Annotated in this window: 13 protein-coding genes; 7 read left to right on the top strand and 6 right to left on the bottom strand. The window is 70.8% G+C overall.

The features are described 5' to 3' along the window. Nucleotides 1–135 precede the first annotated feature (135 nt). Entirely contained in the window at nt 136–459 is a 324-nt protein-coding gene (locus tag ACFV6H_RS24405; RefSeq protein WP_384985706.1) for a DUF6191 domain-containing protein, read from the bottom strand. Nucleotides 460–568: 109 nt separating this feature from the next. Between ACFV6H_RS24405 and ACFV6H_RS24410 the strand changes: the two genes are divergently transcribed. Genes ACFV6H_RS24410 through ACFV6H_RS24425 form a run of 4 tightly spaced genes read left to right on the top strand, consistent with a single transcriptional unit; the run spans nt 569 to nt 4,899 of the window. Continuing rightward, a complete protein-coding gene (locus ACFV6H_RS24410) occupies nt 569–1,309 on the top strand; it encodes a class I SAM-dependent methyltransferase (protein ID WP_385545660.1) in 741 nt (246 codons plus the stop codon). Beyond that, complete coding sequence (locus tag ACFV6H_RS24415) at nt 1,306–2,400, top strand: pyridoxal-phosphate dependent enzyme (protein ID WP_385545663.1); 1,095 nt, start codon at nt 1,306–1,308, stop codon at nt 2,398–2,400. The genes ACFV6H_RS24410 and ACFV6H_RS24415 overlap by 4 nt, the downstream gene beginning before the upstream one ends. After that, complete coding sequence (locus tag ACFV6H_RS24420) at nt 2,397–3,659, top strand: ATP-grasp domain-containing protein (protein ID WP_385545666.1); 1,263 nt, start codon at nt 2,397–2,399, stop codon at nt 3,657–3,659. Before ACFV6H_RS24415 ends, ACFV6H_RS24420 begins: the two co-directional genes overlap by 4 nt. Continuing rightward, nucleotides 3,649–4,899 (top strand): MFS transporter, encoded by a 1,251-nt coding sequence (locus tag ACFV6H_RS24425; RefSeq protein ID WP_385545669.1) that lies wholly within the window; start codon nt 3,649–3,651, stop codon nt 4,897–4,899. Before ACFV6H_RS24420 ends, ACFV6H_RS24425 begins: the two co-directional genes overlap by 11 nt. 44 nt (nt 4,900–4,943) lie before the next feature. Here the strand turns inward: ACFV6H_RS24425 and ACFV6H_RS24430 are convergent, their stop codons facing one another. Together ACFV6H_RS24430 and ACFV6H_RS24435 are read right to left on the bottom strand one after the other, a co-directional pair. After that, nucleotides 4,944–5,543 (bottom strand): sigma-70 family RNA polymerase sigma factor, encoded by a 600-nt coding sequence (locus ACFV6H_RS24430; protein WP_385545672.1) that lies wholly within the window; start codon nt 5,541–5,543, stop codon nt 4,944–4,946. A 250-nt stretch (nt 5,544–5,793) separates the two neighbouring features. Next, nucleotides 5,794–6,471 carry a hypothetical protein gene (locus ACFV6H_RS24435; protein ID WP_385545675.1) on the bottom strand — a complete coding sequence of 226 codons (678 nt, stop codon included), beginning with the start codon at nt 6,469–6,471 and terminating at the stop codon, nt 5,794–5,796. A gap of 189 nt (nt 6,472–6,660) precedes the next feature. On the opposite strand from ACFV6H_RS24435, the gene ACFV6H_RS24440 reads away from it, so the two are divergent. The 3 genes from ACFV6H_RS24440 to ACFV6H_RS24450 all read left to right on the top strand — a co-directional run bounded on the left by ACFV6H_RS24440 (nt 6,661) and on the right by ACFV6H_RS24450 (nt 10,466). Further along, nucleotides 6,661–7,656, top strand: coding sequence for a ferric reductase-like transmembrane domain-containing protein (locus ACFV6H_RS24440; protein WP_385545678.1), 996 nt, complete (start codon nt 6,661–6,663; stop codon nt 7,654–7,656). A gap of 147 nt (nt 7,657–7,803) precedes the next feature. After that, entirely contained in the window at nt 7,804–9,198 is a 1,395-nt protein-coding gene (locus ACFV6H_RS24445; protein WP_385546214.1) for a CAP domain-containing protein, read from the top strand. Nucleotides 9,199–9,272: 74 nt separating this feature from the next. Next, nucleotides 9,273–10,466: a PP2C family protein-serine/threonine phosphatase gene (locus tag ACFV6H_RS24450; RefSeq protein ID WP_384985498.1), complete on the top strand. Its 1,194-nt coding sequence runs from the start codon at nt 9,273–9,275 to the stop codon at nt 10,464–10,466. Here the strand turns inward: ACFV6H_RS24450 and ACFV6H_RS24455 are convergent. The 3 genes from ACFV6H_RS24455 to ACFV6H_RS24465 all read right to left on the bottom strand — a co-directional run bounded on the left by ACFV6H_RS24455 (nt 10,438) and on the right by ACFV6H_RS24465 (nt 16,158). Beyond that, nucleotides 10,438–11,766, bottom strand: a complete 1,329-nt coding sequence (locus ACFV6H_RS24455; RefSeq protein ID WP_385545682.1) for a glycosyltransferase 87 family protein — start codon at nt 11,764–11,766, stop codon at nt 10,438–10,440. The two genes, ACFV6H_RS24450 and ACFV6H_RS24455, sit on opposite strands and share 29 nt — an antisense overlap. Further along, the gene (gene mptB, locus ACFV6H_RS24460) at nt 11,763–13,190 is read right to left on the bottom strand and encodes a polyprenol phosphomannose-dependent alpha 1,6 mannosyltransferase MptB (RefSeq protein ID WP_176732734.1); all 1,428 of its coding nucleotides are present in this window, start codon (nt 13,188–13,190) and stop codon (nt 11,763–11,765) included. Before mptB ends, ACFV6H_RS24455 begins: the two co-directional genes overlap by 4 nt. 247 nt (nt 13,191–13,437) lie before the next feature. Next, nucleotides 13,438–16,158 carry a ThuA domain-containing protein gene (locus ACFV6H_RS24465; RefSeq protein WP_385545686.1) on the bottom strand — a complete coding sequence of 907 codons (2,721 nt, stop codon included), beginning with the start codon at nt 16,156–16,158 and terminating at the stop codon, nt 13,438–13,440. Between the last annotated feature and the right edge of the window lie 14 nt (nt 16,159–16,172).

Consider the following 16,172-nt stretch of genomic DNA (forward strand, 5'->3'; position numbering starts at 1 on the left):
GTACACGGGCGATCCTCCGCCTTGCGATCGCACGCACCGGACGCCGCGGGGCCCGCCCTGCGGGCGGACGACGCTACTTCTGAAACACGGCCTAGGTCCGAGAACGGAGAACGACCGCCGCGGGCGGGCCCGGCGTCAGCGCCCGCCCGTCCTCGGTATCCGTATCACCGCTGTCCCGCCGTCCAGATCCACCGTGGTCCGGTGCGGCGGGGCACCGTCCTCCTCGTCGTCACGCAGCAGCAGCGCCGACTGCCGCTCCTTGAGCTCGCTCTGCTTGCCCGGCGAGAACGCCGCGTGCAACTGCTCGAATCCGGTCGCCGAGACCTGTCCCTGCCGCGCGCCGTTGCGCCAGGGCAGCATTCCGGCGCGTCCCGCGCGCAGCAGAAGCTGATCGACGAAAGCCACGACGGTCAGCAGGATGACCAGCCCCGGCAGCGTCATGAACACCATCGTCTCCATGCCCTCATTCTCCGGCATCCCGAATCTTCCGGGAACCACCTGTGGACAACGGCCGACTACTCACAAGGAAGTGACAAGGAAGCGGCGATCAGAGAAGAGGGCAGCACGGTTGAAGTGGTACGAGGACGACTCCCTCTGGTCCGACTTCGCGCCCACGATGTTCTCGGCCGCACGCGGCGAGGAGGTCGCCGGCATCGTCGCGGATTCTCCGCTGCTGGACTTCCCTCCCGGCTCCCGGGTGCTGGATCTCTGCTGCGGCCCCGGGCTCTTTCTGGTGCCGCTGGCGCGGCGCGGTTACACCGTCACCGGTGTCGATCTCAATCCGTCCATGCTGGAGCGCGCGGAGACGGCCTGCGCGGAGGCCGGGGCCGATGTGCGCCTGGTCAAGGCGGACATGCTGGACTACGTCGAGCCGGGGTCCTTTGACGTTGTGCTCAATGTCTTCACCTCCTTCGGCTACTTCGACAATCCCCATGACAATCTGCGCGTCCTGCGCAACGCCCGCGAGTCCCTAGCGCCCGGCGGCCGGCTGCTGGTGGATGTGATGGGCAAGGAGGTCCTGGCGGGCTGGATCGGACGACCGCAGGCGGTCGACCTCCCGGACGGCTCGTATGTCGTCCAGCGCGACACGGTGCTCGACAGCTGGCGCCGGCTGCGGACCGACTGGACGCTGGTACGCGGCTCGACCGCGCGTACGGCGTCGATCACCTCGCACCTCTACAGCGCCGCCGAGCTGCACGATCTCTTCACCGCGGCCGGATTCACGGACGTCGAGTGCTTCGGAGGCTTCGACGGCTCCGGCTACGACCAGCGCTCGCGCCGGCTGATCGTACGGGGGACACGGAAATGACGGCGCGTGCAGCGATACACGAGCACATCACCGACGCGATGAAGGCGCCCGATCTGATCCGGCTCGGCGGCGATGTCGTCCTCGCCCGCTTCGAGACGATGAAGGTGTACGCGGCGCTCGGCGCGGTCCGTACGCTGCTGCGGCGCGGCCGTATCGTCCCCGGGCAGACTCTCATCGACAGTTCGAGCGGTATCTACGCGCTGGCGCTCGCCATGGCCTGCCACCGCTACGGACTGCGCTGCCACATCGTGGCGTCGACAACCGTGGACGCTGTGATGCGCGCCCAGTTGGAGGTCCTGGGTGCGACGGTCGACCAGATGCCTCCTTCGGAGAGTCTCCGGCTCGACCAGGAGCGCCGGGTGCGCCATGTCCGTGAACTCCTCGCCCGCAGACCGGACTTCCACTGGATGCGGCAGTACCACGACGCCGTGCACTACGCCGGGTACCGGGAGTTCGCGGCGCTGGTCGCCGAGGCGCTGCCCGACGGCCCGCTGACCGTGGTCGGCGCCGTCGGCACCGGCGCGTCCACGGGCGGTCTGGTGGAGGCACTGCGCGGATCGGGGCGCGCGGTACGGCTGGTGGGAATCCAGCCGTACGGAAGTGTCACCTTCGGCAGCGAGCGGTTCAGCGATCCCGAGGCGATCATCGCGGGCATCGGAAGCTCCATCCCGTTCGACAATGTCCGGCACGAGCTGTACGACACGCTCCACTGGGTGGACTTCCGCCATGCCATGGCGGGCGCGGTCGGTCTGCTCCGTGAACACGCCGTGTTCGCCGGGCTGTCCACGGGAGCCGCGCATCTTGTCGCGGGCTGGGAGGCGGACCGCGATCCCGGACGGCAGCATCTTGTCATCGGCGCGGACACCGGACACCGGTACGCGGAGCGGGTGTTCGCCCGGCACGCCGAGGCACTGGACGTACGCGCCCTGCGGCCACGCCGGATCCACACCCTGGACGAGCTCCGGCCGCCGTGGTCGGTGATGGAGTGGGAGCGCCGCTCCCACAAAGAACTTGTCGTGGCCGACGTGGGACCGGAGAGTGGATCCTCCGTCGTCCGGCCGGAACCGTTGTCGCAGGGAGAGCCGTCATGACGATCGCCGCGCTGGAGTCACTGTCCTTCGGACTGGCCAGGATGGCCGCCGCGTCGGCCGACGCGGGACACGGGCTGACACTGCTGACCGGCGACCGGGCCGTGTACCGCCATGAGCTGGACACACTGCCGGACGGCGCGCTCACCGTCATCGATGTCGACACCTTCGACCGGACGGCGACCCGGCGCGCGCTGGCGGCCCTGCCCGATCTGACCGGTCTCATCAACACCACGGACACCTGGAGCGTTCCGGCCGCCGATCTGGCGGCCGAGTTCGGACTGCCGGGCCCGGATCCGGCGGCGGTACGGGTGCTGCGCGACAAGGCACGCGTACGGGCGCTGCTGCACGGCGCCGGACTGAGCAAGGGCCCTGCCGTACCGGTGCCGTTGGGCGCAGAGCCCTCGGCCACGGAGCCGTCGGCCACGGACACGGCTGCCGCCGAGGTGCTCCGTACGATCGGGCTGCCGGCCGTCCTCAAGGACTCCGCGGGCACCTCGTCCCGCGATGTCTGGGTCGTCAGGGACGAGGAGGCGCTGCGCGCCGCGCTCGCCGAGGCCGGCCGACGCTCCTTCAACGGCAAGCTGTTCGCGGAGCCCTTCCTCGCCGGGCCGCTCTACAGCGCGGAGACTCTGAGCTGGGCCGGGGAGACGCGGCTGCTGGGCGTGCTCAGCCGGCAGACCTCGCGGGAGCCCGCCGTACGGGAGGAGGCCGCCGCCTTCCCGGTCGCGCTGCCTCACGGCGAGTCGGCCGGGATCGAGGAGTGGGTGGGCCGGGTGCTGCATACGGCAGGGCACCACAGCGGTTTCGCCCATGTGGAGTTCATCCTCACCGCCGAAGGTCCCGAACTGGTCGAGATCAACCGGAGGATCGGCGGCGCCCTGGTCGGTGAGGCGCTGTGCCGGTCCCTGCGGACGAATGTGTACGACGCCATGATCGACACCGCGCTCGGCCGCCGTCCCCGGCTGATGGACTCGGCGCTCGAACACACCGGTCCCGCCTGCGGATTCGTCCTGGTCTATCCGGACCGGACCGGTGAACTGGCGGGCTGGCGCGGGCTCGGCGGACTCGGCGCCTATCCGGGCGCGGTGCGCTGGTATCCGGTGCGCGCGCCCGGCGACACGATCGCCACGGTGGCCGATCAGCGCGGCTGCACCGGGATGGTTTTGGCGGAGGCGGCCACCGCGGAGCTGGCGCTGCACCGGGCGGCGAGCGCCGCGGCGGGTGTGCGTCCCATCCTCGTGGACGACGGTGGGCGGTGAGCGCGAGGGCGGCGCACGGGACCGTACCCGTACCGCCACCCGGCAGCGCGGCTCGGGCCGATGGCGGCCGACCGGGCCGCAGTCGTTCCTGCTGGGCTGCTCGTTTCTGATCACGCTGGGCAGCTTCGCCGTACTGCCGTACATGTCGGTGCTGCTGCACCAGCGGCTGGGGCTCGGCCTCGGTACGGTCGGGGCGGTGCTCGCCGTCGCCTCGCTGGTGCAGTTCTCCGGTGGAGTGGTGGGCGCGGTGCTGGCGCGGCGGATCGGGCTGCGGGCCACGATGCTGGTGGCACTGGGCGCACGCACCGCGGGATTCGCGGCGTTCGTTCCGGGGCTCGGCAGTCCGGTGCTCGCCGTCGGCGCGCTGTTCCTGGTCTCGTGCGGCGCGGCGCTCTATCTGCCCGCGAACAAGGCGTACCTGGTGGAGGGCGCGCGGGAGTCGGAGCGGCCCAGGCTGCTGTCGGCGAGTGGTTCGGCGTTCAACGCGGGAATCGCGCTCGGCCCGCCGGCCGCCGCGCCGTTCGTCCTGACGTCGCCGGGCGCGCTGTTCGGTACGGTGACGCTGCTGTTCGCCGCGGTCGGCCTCGGCCACGCGTTACTGCCGTCGGCGCCACGAACGCCGGAACCACCGCGGTCAACGCCGGAGCCGCCGCCGTCCCGGCCCTCGCGTCCGTCCTCGCCCGCCAAGCGCGAGGCGCTGCCCTTCACGGTCACCGTACTGAGCGTGTACGTCTTCATGTTCTTCCAGCACTATCTGGCCCTCTACGCCGTTCCTCGTACCTCGGCGTCGTTCTACGGCGCGGTGCTGATGGGATACGCGTGCCTCCTCGTCGTCGCGCAGCCCTTGCTGTCGGAGTGGATCGCCGGGCTCGCCTATCGCACCGCGATACGGGTGGGCTTCGGCGCGATGGCGGCGGGAACGGCGGTCATCGCGGCCGGTGGTCATCTGGGTATCGGCGCGGGCGCGGCGCTGATCTGTCTGGGCGAGATCGTTCTCTTCCTGAAGAACGATCTGGAGGCGCTGGCCCGGTCGTCCGCCGAGCCCGCCACGGTCTTCGGCCGCCAGCGACTGGCCGCCGGGATCGGCGCGTTCGCCAGCGGAGTGGCGGGCGGTCAGCTCTACGGGATCGCGGAGGGCGCGCAAATGGTCCCGGGCTTCTGGCTCGCGGTGTCGCTCCAGTGTCTGGTCCTGCCGCTGCTGCCGGCCCTGATGGCAGAGGTGAGGCGCCGCCGGTCCTGACGACCGGTCCGGCGGCGCTGACGGCGCGCGGTCACCACGCGCGGTTACGAGAGGACCGCCGAGGCGGGCTGCCAGACCGAGGTGAGATCACGTCTGGCGCGCGCCACACGGGAGCGGACCGTACCGACCGGACAGCCCGCGGCGCTGGCGGCCTCCGCGTACGAGAGCCCGAGTAACTGCGTCAGCACGAAGGCCTCCCGCCGCGACGGATCCATCGCGTCCAGGGCGTCGAACACCGCGACGGTCTCGTCAAAACCGGGCAGATGGCGCGGCTGCGCGCGCTCGGCCGCGGTCTGCCAGTCGGTGGTGTCGGCGACCCGTGGCCGGGCGGCGGCGCTGCGGTAGCGGTCGATGACCACGCACCGCGCGATCGACAGCAGCCAGGTGCGCGCGCAGGACCGGCCCGCGAACTTCGCCAGGCTGGTCAGGGCCCGCAGATAGGTCTCCTGGGCCAGATCGTCGGCGCCTGGTACATCGGCGCTGAGATGCGCGACGAACCGCCGTACGTCGTCGTAGGTCGCGCGCACGAAACGCTCGGCCGCCTCGCGGTCGCCGGTACCGGCGGCCAGTGCCCACGCGGTGATCTCCACGTCGCGGTGGGCGGATCTGACGGTGCGTGGATGGGTCGGTGGGGCAGGGAACATCTCACTCGGTCCTTCGCGTCCTCGCGGCGCCGCACCGCGCCGGGCAGAGCAAGGCAGGGCAGGGCGCGGCGCCATCGGTGGCCGGCTTCCGCGGTGGCGCGGCGGTGTACCGGCAGGCCTGTGAACAGGCACGCGTGCGTGCCTGAGAGACCCTCGGCCGCGGTGTACGGGCACGCTGACGGCCCGGCTCGGTCGCCGGAGTCGCAGAGCACGCGGAGCACCGGAGCCCGGAACGGGCGGCGGCGAAGGGTCAGTCGAAGGACGGAACGAAGGGCGGGCCACGGCGGGAGATGCCGTACAGCACCACGAGCCGGCGCGGACGGCGGTGGCGCCGGTGGAGCACCACGGTCCGTGTACGCGGCAGCGGGGCCACGGCGCCGGACAGCACCCGCCAGGCCCGCCGCAGCGGAGCGCAGACGAACAGCGCGAGCGAGCGCCCGAGTTGGCGGACCGCCGCTTCGCCGCGCCACAACCACCAGCCGCAGAGCAGCCCGGCCACCAGATGGGCCAGGGCCATACCGGACGTCAGGGAGTGACCGTCGTAGGCCAGGACGAGGGCCAGTAGATCCGTCGGCCCTTCGGCCATCCCGGAGTGCGCGTGCGCCGCCGTCTCCGAACGGCCCATCCCCGGCATCTCCATGGCCCGCCCGGCACCGGCCCCGGCGCCCGGCAGAAGGACATGGGTCCAGCTGAACAGGGCGTGCAGTGTCACCTGTCCGGCCGCGCTCGCGCCCACGATCGCGGGCGCGCCGCGCTCACGCCCGGCCAGCCACCAGCCCGCGGCGCCCGTGGCGATCAGCGCGAGGGCGAGGGCGGGCCACGGCAGCGGGATGTCGGACTGGAGCGCGTGGCCGAGTCCGGACACCGCGACGCACACGGCCGCGAACACCACGGCACGTGTGAGTCGGAGTGCGGGCCCGGCTCTCATGGCCGTCATCGTGTCACCCGTGACGGAGCCTCGGAAAAGGGCTGCTGATCCGGATACGTCGATGGTTCGGCCGCTTTAGGAGGACACTTAGACGATGTGATCCATGTCACATGAACTTGTCGGGAACTTTCCCGGGCCGGGACCCGACTGCTCCGGTAACCCGCCGAAGCCGTCGAGAAAGCCGCCCAGATGAAGCCGTCCTCCACGCCCGCCGTCCCCGAGCCGGCCGACCCGCCCGGCACTACACGTACAACCGATACGAACACCACGGACCGGTCGCAGCCCAGAGTCACTCTGAGATCGGATCTCAGAGCGTCGATACCGGACGGTCTGATCGCCCTGGTGGTGACCGCCGCCGTCTTCGCCCTGCTCTACGCCCGTATCAAGGCGAAGACCTCCTCCACCGTGACCGTCATGCCCTTCATGGCCGACGCGGGCGGCTTCTGGATGTACTTCCTCAGCCAGGCCTTCGGCTGGTCGGCTCTGCTCTGGGCATGGACCACCGTCGTACTGGGCCTGCTGCTCTCCGGGCCCCGGCCGGGCCGGCTGCCGCTGTCGGCACAGCGCCTGGAACGGCTGCACCGTACGACCAGTCTCAACACCATCGCGCTGATCCTCGCCCACGCGCTGCTGTTCGCCGCGGAGTTGGTACGGCACGACACCACGCGCTGGTACTCCCGGCTCTACACGGCCTTCGTGGAGTCGTTCGTGCCGGGCGGCTACGACTCGGGCACGGGCCAACTCGCCATACCTCTCGGCCAGGCCGCGCTGTATCTGGCCGTCCCGCTCGGGCTGCTCTTCTACATCCGGCACCGCATCGGCCCCAAGACCTGGCGTGTTCTGCACCGGTTCGTGATCGTCGTCTATGTCCTGAGCGTGTGGCACACGCTGCTGTACGGCACGAACGTCTGGTACGACGGCTGGTTCCGCACCACGGTCTGGCTGCTGCAACTGCCCATCGCCGCGCTGCTGCTCGCGCGCCTGCTGCGTCCCGCGCGCCGCTCCGAGCGGCTGTCGAGCCCCGGCGCCCACACCGGCTCGCGCGCGGGCTGGGGCCTGCGCCTCGGCGGACGCCTCGCCGCGGCGGGAGCCGTCATCGCCCTTCTCGCCGTCATCATCAGCGGAAACGACGGCGGGCGTACGGTCCCTCCGGACGACACCTCGTCCACCCACAACCACGACTGAGCGCCGGGCGGTCCCGATCAGCGGGACGGGAGCCGGCTCAAGGAACCGTGGCCGCCCTCCACGACGTTCCCTCAGCAGCGCCGCGCGAAGCCGGCGCTGCTGAAGATGCTCCTGAAGATACGGAACAGAACGGAACGGGCGGTGGCGATGATCGAGCTGGTTCCCGGAGGGAATCTGGCCCTGCCGGACACGGCGCTGACAATCGATGTGCCGGGGCCCTTCGACCTGTCCGTACTCATCACCGACGACAGCGGGAAGGTGGGCGGCGACGGCGACTTCGTCTTCTACAACCAGCCGTCGGCACCGGGCGCCCGGCTGTACGACGGCGGTGTCGGTGTGGATCCGCGGCGGCTGCGGGCGGGCGCGAGCCGGGTCACGGTGGTCATCAGCCCGGCCGATCCCGGCATCGCGCTGGGCCGGCTGCCGGTGCCGACGCTGACCGTACATGGCAGTGGCGGCCGAGGCGTGCTCGCCCGGTTCACTCCCGCGCGTCCGGCGCACGAGACGGTACTGCTGCTGGCGGAGATCTACCGGCGCGGCGCCGGCTGGAAGCTGCGCGCGCTCGGTCAGGGATACGCGGACGGGCTGGCGGGCATCGCCCGGGACTTCGGTGTGGAGGTGACCGAGGAGGCCGCCGGAGAAGCCACCGCGGCCACCGCAGCCGTCGGATCCACCGCGCCCGTCGGACCTCCACCGCCGCCGGCCGTCCGCGCGAACGGCGGGCCGACGAGGTACAGCAGCGGCATGTCCGCCGAGTCGGCCGAGGCGACGGAATTCGCGGCGCTCGTCCGGGCCGAACGGCTCAGGGCGGGCGTACCGGCCGTCGCCCTGGACGGCAGACTCTCGGCCGCGGCCCAGGCCCACGCGGCGGCGATGGCGGGACAGCGACGGCTCGGCGCGGAGAGCGCCGACGGGATCTCCGTCTTCCAGCGGATCACCGCGGGCGGCTACCACTATCTCCGTATCGACCAGCATCTTGTCTCCGGACCGCGTACGCCGCGCGCCTTCGTGGAGTACTGCCTCGGCGGTGAGGCGATCCGTGGGCCGCTGTTCGATCCGGCGCTGACCGACGCGGGGCTCGGCCGCGCCGTCGACGCCCGCTCGGGCGAGGTCTACTGGACGGCCCTCTGGGCCCGCCCTTTCACCTCCGACGGACTGATACGGACCGCCGCCGAGGTCGTCGCCCTCACCAACGCGGAGCGGACGGCGGCCGGCTTGCGGCCTCTGGCCGACGATCCGCGTCTGGCCGCGGCGGCGCAAACCTACAGCGCCGACATGGCGGCGCGCGCCTTCTACTCGCACACCTCGCCCGAGGGACTCGCGCCCTGGGACCGCGCAGCCGCCGCGGGCGCCACGCACCGGGGCATCGGCGAGAACATCGCCTGCGGCCAGCGCAGCCCGCGCGAGGTGGTCACGGGATGGATGAACAGTCCGGGCCACCGGGCCAATATCCTCAAACCGGACTTCACCCATCTCGGTATCGGCTTCGCGGGCGGCGGCCCGGCCGGCACCTACTGGACGCAGCTCTTCGGCCAGATCTGACCATCGGCCCAGGCGGTGTCCGGCCGGGCGGAACCGCTCCGGTGGTGTGAAACTGCCAGTGAGGAGGTCCGGCGATGGCGACTGATTCCCCCGCACCCCCGTGCGAACGCCTGCTCGAAGAGCTGCTCGCCGAGGCCCATGCCGTGGCCCCGATGGATCTGCCTCTGGTGGTGAACCGGTGCGCGCTCGCGATCGGTGTCGAGGAGCTCGTCGTCTATCTCGTAGACATCCAGCAGCGCCATCTCGTCCCGCTCACCGACGGGCTGCCCGCCATCGATCTGGAGACCGCCGTCGCCGGTTCCACCTACCGCGCGCTGGAGCTGCGGGTCGAGGAATCCGCGGACGGCTCTCTGATCGCCTGGCTGCCGCTGGTCGACGGAGCGGAGCGGCTCGGCGTCATCGGCGCGCGGACGAAAACGCTGGACAGCGCGCGGCTGCGGCGGTGCCGCATGCTCGCCTCCGTACTCGCCATGGCGATCACCTCGAAGCGCGCGTTCAGCGACGCCTTCGCGCGCCATGCCCGTACCGAGCCCATGGATCTGCCGACGGAGATGCTGCGCTCCCTGCTGCCTCCGCGCACCATCGGCAACAGCCAGGCCATCTCGACTGCGGTGGTGGAACCGGCGTACCACGTCGGCGGCGACGCCTTCGACCACTCCCTGACCCGGACGACCCTTTATGCCGCGATCTTCGACTCCATGGGCCACAATCTGGCCTCCGGTCTGACCAGCGCGGTCGCCATGGCGGGCTGCCGCAACGCCCGTCGCGCCGGTGCCGAGCTGCCCGAGCTGGTCCGCACCATCGACGAGGCGCTGGGCCGCTGGCTGCCGGAGCAGTACTGCACCGGTGTCGTCGCCCAGCTCGATCTGGCGGACGGGACCTTCCGCTGGTGCAACTGCGGACATCCGCCGCCGCTGCTCATCCGTGATCAGCGGGTGCTGGACCGGGCGCTCGAACGGACACCGCAGCCTCCGATGGGAATGCCCGCCGAGCTGGCCGGGACACCTCGCGAGGCCCATGAGGTGACGCTCGAACCGGGCGACCGCGTGCTTCTCTACACGGACGGAGTGACGGAGGCGCGGATCGAGGGCGGCAGTGAGTTCGGGCTCGACCGCTTCACCGACTCGATCATCCGGGGAGCCGCGGCGGGCGAGCCGGCCCCGGAGGCGCTGCGCCGGATCATCCACTCGATCCTCGACCACAAGAAGAACCAACTGCGTGACGACGCCACACTGCTGCTCATCGAATGGCGCCCGCCCCGCCCGTGAGTCCGCCGGTGACCTCTCCCTCTGTCTCTCTCCTGGCTTCCGTCTCGTCGTCTCCGTCGGCCGCGTCATCGGGCTGCCTCCGGGCCACTCCCCCGGCCTTCTCGCCGGCCACGGCGCTCGCCTCCGGCAGCGGACGGTTCTGCGGCGACAGCCGTACGAACAGCAGGCCGAGCGTGATCCATACATAGGCGTTCGCACCGAGGAAGGCGCCGAGACCGGTCGAGTTCCAGCGCCAGAGCCAGACCACACTGCTGCACAGGATCACATACAGCACGGCACACACCGCCAACAGCGCCCGGCGCTCACGGCGTTCGCCGCGCAGGGCGGTGTCCGTCAGTACGACGAGGGCGGGAATCACCCAGACCAGATGGTGGACCCAGGTCACGGGACTGACCAGACAGGCTGCCAGCGCGGTCAGGGCGAACCCGGCCCGGTCGTCCCCGTCACGGACGGCCGCGCGGGCCCGGTACGCCCAGAGCGCGAGGACGGCGAGGACGCACACCAGCCACACCACGCGGCTGGGATGATCCGGCTGGAGACGGGCCAGTACGCCTTGCAGCGACTGGTTGGAGACATAGCTGAGGGAGCCGACGCGGTCGGTGTTCCACAGGGCGTCGGTCCAGAAGGCACGGCTGGCGCCGGGATCGATCAGAGCGGCGAGCAGCGTCGCGGCGCACGCGGTGCCCGCCGCCACGCCCGCCTGCCGCCGGCGCCCGGTGATCAGCAGATAGAGGATGAAGAGCGCGGGCGTGAGCTTGATCGCGGAGGCGAGGCCTATGCCGATGCCCGCGTACCGGCCGCGGCCGGTGGCCAGCAGCCAGGCGTCGGTGAAGACCAGCGCGACGAGCAGCAGATTCACCTGGCCGAAGCTGAAGGTGTCACGGACCGGTTCGAACAGCGCGAACAGACAGCCGGCCACGGTGAAGGCGAACCACCGGCTCCGGCAGGTGCGCCGGATGAGCGGGCCCACCAGCCAGTGCAGCAGCAGCGCCGACGCGGCGACACTCAGCGCGATGCTGATGCCCACGGCGACCGGCCAGGAGACCAGTGCCATCGGCAGCATGGAGACCGCGGCGAAGGGCGGATAGGTGAAGCCGTAGTGCGTGCCGGGCTTGAGATAGTCGTAGATCCGGCCGTCGCCGTGGATCCAGTCGTCGACGGTGCCGTAGTAGACACCGACGTCGAAGAAGTCCCGGTGCAGAGGGACGGTCGCGAGAAAGACCGCCGTGGCCACGACCAGGCAGACCGCAGTGGTGATCCGCCCGGCGGGTCTCGCCAGGACGGAGTTGGGCCACCTCATGACACCACCCGGGGCCGGGAGGCGACGCCGCTCGGGGCCGACATCTCGAACATCCACCAGAGCGCGAGCAGCGCGAGCGCGCCTCCGCCCACGGCGAGCGTCAGTTGCATGCCGTCCGGTGGATAGCCGCTGGGCAGCAGTCCGAGGGCGAGTACGCCGCTGCCGGCCGCGGCCCAGCGCCGTACCCGGCCGTCGGGCGCGGCGGCGGCGATCAGGAACAGGCCCCACAGCGCGTACCACGGCCGGAAGGCCGGGCCCAGCGCGAAGACCGCGAGCAGGCTCAGCGCCAGCGCGTAGACCGGGCCCAGCCGCACCCGGCGCAGCCACAGGACCACTACGACCACGGCGGTGGCCAAGAGGCCGAGCCACCGCCACGCCGGTACGGCCAGATCGGCGAGCCCGCTGCCCACGGAGTCCAGCAGCGCACCGCAGAGCCGGCCGAGTCCGCTGGTCAGCGACCAGTTGTCGGGCGACACGGGCGTGCTGAGCGCACCGAGCCAGCCATAGCCGGTACCGGTCACGGCCGTGACGACCACAGTGGTGGCGAGGGCGATGGCACAGGTCAGCGCGGCGGCTCTGAACGTACGGGCCCGTCCGGTGAAGTGGCCGGACCAGAGCGCGGCGACCGCGAGCAGACCGAGCGCCGCGGGCGCCTTGACCAGTGCGGCGAGCGAGACGAGAAAGGCAGCTCTGACGGGCCAGCCGCCCAGTGCCGCCACCAGTCCGGCCGCGAGCAGCCCCAGCATGAGGGCGTCGTTGTGGGCGCCCGCGACCAGATGGAGCAGCACCAGCGGATTGAGCGCGCCGAGCCAGAGCGCGGCGGAGCGCTCCACACCGCAGCGGTCGGCGAGCAGCGGCAGAAAGGCGATCATCAGCCCGACGCCGAGCAGCGCGACCAGCCGCATCCCGAGGATCCCGGCGTTCATGTCGACATGGGCCAGGTCGGCCGCCTTGGCCGCGGCGGCGAGGAACACGGGACCGTACGGCGCCGGTGTGTGCTGCCAGACGGGCGGCACCTCGGTGGCGAGCGGGCCGCCCAACTGCGCGGGCCCGTAGGTGTATACGTCGATCCGCGCGTCGACCATGGCGCCCTGCGCCAGATAGCTGTACACGTCCCGGCTGAACAGTGGCGGTCCGAGCAGCAGCGGCGCCGCCCAGGTTCCGAGTGTCACCAGCAGCGAGCGTGGCGTGGGCGGCCGGGGCCCGCGTACGGCGCGGCCCAGCCACCACCAGGCCGCGATCAGCAGGACGAGTCCGAAGTACGCGCAGAGCACGCCCAGCGCGGCACGGCCGGAGGTGGGCAGAAGCTCCTCGCGTACCGGCAGCGCGCCCGCGGTCAGACCGCCGGCGGTGAGCGCGACGGAACCCGCGAGCCCCAGCGTCCGGCATCGGTTCGGGTCCACATCCGCGTTCAGGGCGAGCATCTGTGGAGGCTCCCAGGAGGTGGTGGCCGGAAGGCGACGCCGCCACCACGGGCCGGTGGCCTACGCATATCCACCGTGTTAAGCCCGGACGGGAACGGGCGCCGGATACAGGACGGAACGGGCACCGGAGCGCGCCCGCACACGAATACGGAACCGGATACGGGGACGGGCCCCGGGTTTCCCCGGGGCCCGTCCGTGTGCATGGCCGTTGGCCGTTGGCCGTTTTCCTATTTCCTCGCGTCGGTGATCAGCGCACGCGGCGCGTGGCGAACTGGCCGACCCAGTACTTCGTCCGGTCGAGATAGGCGTTCTCGGCGTCCGCACCGGTCTTGCCGTACGCGCCCGAGAAGGTCTGGTAGCCGAAGCCACCGGGCGGCGCGGACGAGGCCGGTTCGATCGAGCTGCCTTCGTGCCACTCGTTGAAGGAGGTGACGGAGACCCAGGTGGGCGATCCGCCGATGGCGGGGTCGAGCGCGTTGTTCCACTCCTTGTCGTAGGTCGCGCCGTTGTCCCTGCCGAGGGTCGGGGTGGTGTTGCCCGGTACCGCGCGGTCGTCGATATAGCCGGGAGCGACCGAGGGCGCCCAGATCAGCCCGTTCGCGCGCGCGTAGTCCCCGGCCTGCTTCCAGCCGGGTGCCGTGGCGCCCGCGATGCCGTCATAGGTGTAGAGCCCCGAGAAGTGCGCGATCTTGGTGGTGTCGGTGGTCTGTGCCAGGACGGTGTTGTTCTGCGTGACCTGGTCGAGGGCGGCCCAGTCGGTGGTCCTGAGGCTCTCGAAGATGTAGAAGGCCGCGCGGTTGTTGTGCTCGGCGTCCCGGTAGAAGGCGGGATGGCTGCCGTAGGTGGTGTTGATGTACTGGATGTCGGACACCACGGAGGCCGCGGTGCGGCCCGCGTAGGGCTCGATGTGCCAGGCCACCTTCACGCCCTCCCGCTGGGCCGCGTCCAGCACACCCTTGGCCAGGGTGTCCTCGTAACCGCCCTTGCCCCACCAGCTGTAGACGATGACTCCGGCGCCCGACTGCTTAACCCACTTCATGTGCTGCGCGACGGCTCCGGTGTAGTCACCGGAGTCGTACGCCCCGAGCTTCGGGTAGAGATCGGCGCCAATGTCCTGCGGCGGCGTACGGCCGCCCTGCTGCCAGTGGCGGTAGCTGCCGTACTTGGCGGGGCTGCCGTACCACGGGTAGTAGAAGAGGTGGACATTCGCCGACGTGGCCTCTAAGGACGCCTGCTTCTCCAGCGTGAAGGTGTCGATGTCGAACAGGGAGCCCGCCCCGCCGGTGAAGGTGAGGAAGACCGGTCCGGTCGGAGTGCCGGTCAGCGGCGTGGAGACGGTACGGAAATTCTCCCAGCCGCCGGTGTTGGGTACGGCCACCGAGCCGAGCAGTGGTCCGGTCGCCGATCCGGAGCGGACCTGGAGCGTGCCGCCCGAACCGCCCGAGGAGACCTTCGCGCTGAAGCCGGTGGTCCCGGTGAGCGAGGCCTGGGAGTAGCCGGCCCAGTCGCCGTTCTCGATGTAGCCGAGCGTCCTGCCGCCGCTGGCCGACGCGTGGTCGGCGGGCTGGACACCCGCCGAGGAGGTGTACGACTCGCCCTCGAAGGTCGAGGGCGTGGGGTCGGGGCCGGGACCGCTGCCGCCCAGCTCCTTGATCCGGATATTGCGGAAGGACACATCGTCGCCGGTGCCGTGGTTCTGGATGCCGATGTATCCCTGCTGCAAGGACCGTACCGGGTCGGTGTTGGTGAAGTCATTGATCTTCACACCGTTGAGGAAGACCTGGAGCCGCTCTCCCTCCACCCGGATCTCGTAGGTGTTCCAGGCGCCCGGCGGATTGAGCGCACCGTCGCGCGCGGCGATGTCGGCCGACTTGAAGCCGTAGATGGAGCCGGTGGTCTTGTCGGCCGTGTCGGTGGCGTCGATCTGGATCTCGTATCCCTGGTTCACCGCCGAGTTGGGATCGGTGGAGGCCGGGAAGCCCACGAACACACCGGAGTTGTCGTCCCCGGGCATCTGCCAGTCCAGCTTCAGGGAGTACGAGGTGTACTGCTTGGCCTGGTACCAGTACAGGCCCATGCCGCCCGTGGAGGTGAGGGTGGCGTTGGTGTTGGTGAAGCTGCCCGGGCCCGCCTGTGCCCAGCCGGTGGTCGAGCCGTTGTAGATCGGTGTGTAGCCCGTCTCCGCACGGCAGTCGGCCTTGGCGAAGCCGGCCGCGTAGCGGATACCGCCGAGCAGCAGATTGCGGAAGGCCGGGTCGGCGTAGGACTCGGCGGTGTGGCCGAGTCCGGTGTAGAAGGACCGGCCGTTGCCCTGCGGGTGGCACCAGGTGATCGGGTGGTCACCGCTCATCTCGCCACCGCTGTAGCTGGATTCGTCCAGGCTCTGGAGCACCCGGACATTGCCGCGCGGATTGGCGCGGTAGTTGTACCACTCGTCGCTGCGCGACCAGGTCTGGCCGAGATGCGCGGTGGCCGCGTGGGCCCGGTCCTCGTTCTTCAGCGTGGCCTGCTGGATCGCCGGGTGGCTCTTGAACCAGGCGCCGACGATCTGTTCGTACTGCGGCCAGCCGTACTCGGTGTCGGCCGCGGCGTGCACTCCGACATAGCCGCCGCCACCGTCGAGGTACGACTGGAGCGCCGACTGCTGGGTGTCGTTGAGGACATCGCCGGTGGTGCTGAGGAACACCACCGTCTTGAACTGGGCCAGATTGGCCGTGGTGAAGGCCGTGCTGTCCTCGGTGGCCGTGACGGTGAAGTTGTTGGCCGCGCCGAGGTCACGGACGGCCTGCGTACCGGCCGGGATGGAGTCGTGGCGGAAGCCCGCCGTCTTGGAGAAGACGAGCACCTTGTAGGCCGGATCGGCCGCCTGCGCGGTCACGGCCGGTGTCAGGAACGCCCCCACGAGTGCGAGGGCGACGACAAAGGCCGAGGCAGCGGCCGACGGAAGCCGACTTAGCTGACGAAGCATCACTGTCCCTTTCC

This window comes from Streptomyces sp. NPDC059743 (assembly GCF_042732975.1).
Taxonomy (GTDB): Bacteria; Actinomycetota; Actinomycetes; order Streptomycetales; family Streptomycetaceae; genus Streptomyces.

What these genes read in the sequence shown, in the direction of transcription:
- ACFV6H_RS24455 (WP_385545682.1), bottom strand. Translation starts at nt 11,766, where the DNA reads ATGAGGTGGCCCAACTCCGTCCTGGCGAGACCCGCCGGGCGGATCACC.
- ACFV6H_RS24445 (WP_385546214.1), top strand. Translation starts at nt 7,804, where the DNA reads ATGATCGAGCTGGTTCCCGGAGGGAATCTGGCCCTGCCGGACACGGCG.
- ACFV6H_RS24415 (WP_385545663.1), top strand. Translation starts at nt 1,306, where the DNA reads ATGACGGCGCGTGCAGCGATACACGAGCACATCACCGACGCGATGAAG.
- ACFV6H_RS24440 (WP_385545678.1), top strand. Translation starts at nt 6,661, where the DNA reads ATGAAGCCGTCCTCCACGCCCGCCGTCCCCGAGCCGGCCGACCCGCCC.
- mptB (WP_176732734.1), bottom strand. Translation starts at nt 13,190, where the DNA reads ATGCTCGCCCTGAACGCGGATGTGGACCCGAACCGATGCCGGACGCTG.
- ACFV6H_RS24435 (WP_385545675.1), bottom strand. Translation starts at nt 6,471, where the DNA reads ATGAGAGCCGGGCCCGCACTCCGACTCACACGTGCCGTGGTGTTCGCG.
- ACFV6H_RS24465 (WP_385545686.1), bottom strand. Translation starts at nt 16,158, where the DNA reads ATGCTTCGTCAGCTAAGTCGGCTTCCGTCGGCCGCTGCCTCGGCCTTT.
- ACFV6H_RS24420 (WP_385545666.1), top strand. Translation starts at nt 2,397, where the DNA reads ATGACGATCGCCGCGCTGGAGTCACTGTCCTTCGGACTGGCCAGGATG.
- ACFV6H_RS24405 (WP_384985706.1), bottom strand. Translation starts at nt 459, where the DNA reads ATGGAGACGATGGTGTTCATGACGCTGCCGGGGCTGGTCATCCTGCTG.
- ACFV6H_RS24430 (WP_385545672.1), bottom strand. Translation starts at nt 5,543, where the DNA reads ATGTTCCCTGCCCCACCGACCCATCCACGCACCGTCAGATCCGCCCAC.
- ACFV6H_RS24450 (WP_384985498.1), top strand. Translation starts at nt 9,273, where the DNA reads ATGGCGACTGATTCCCCCGCACCCCCGTGCGAACGCCTGCTCGAAGAG.